The following is a 465-nucleotide window of genomic DNA, read 5'->3' as shown; positions in this document are numbered from 1 at the left end:
CCCTTCACCCTCAACCCCGGGGGCAGGTTCACCGGCGTGCCGAGTGTCCTCCACAATCCGGTGACCCACACGCTCGAAGTGTTCGCGGTCGGTACCGACGGGTCGATGTACCGCGCGACGTGGAACCCTGCCACCGGTTGGGGTCCTTGGACCGTCACCGGCGCCTGGAACTTCCGCAACTCCCCGTCCGCGGTCTACGACCCGGGCACCAGGACCGCCGAACTCTTCGGCCAGGGCACCGACGGCGTGATGGCCCACGCCGCCGACCCGGCCGGCGGAGGCTGGACCGGCTGGTCCGTGGTCGGCCGGATCCCCACGACCGGCTGACGGGGAGGGCCCGGGGGGGGGGGGGGGGGGGGGGGGAGGGGGGGGGGGGGGGGGGGGGGGGGGGTGGGGGGGGGGGGGGGGGTGGGGGGGGTGGGGGGGGGGGGGAGGGGGGGGGGGGGGGGGGGGGGGGGGGGGGGG

General features: G+C 78.5%; 1 protein-coding gene. It reads left to right on the top strand.

The window, feature by feature from the left end; genetic code table 11:
- On the top strand, positions 1 to 327 hold a 327-nt coding region (locus ACZ4UX_RS36545; protein ID WP_465709805.1), incomplete at its 5' end, for a hypothetical protein.
- Between the last annotated feature and the right edge of the window lie 138 nt (positions 328 to 465).

This window comes from Kitasatospora sp. NPDC028961 (assembly GCF_055564815.1).
Note: the sequence above shows the minus strand (reverse complement) of the source record. Positions and strands in the feature narration are given on the sequence as shown.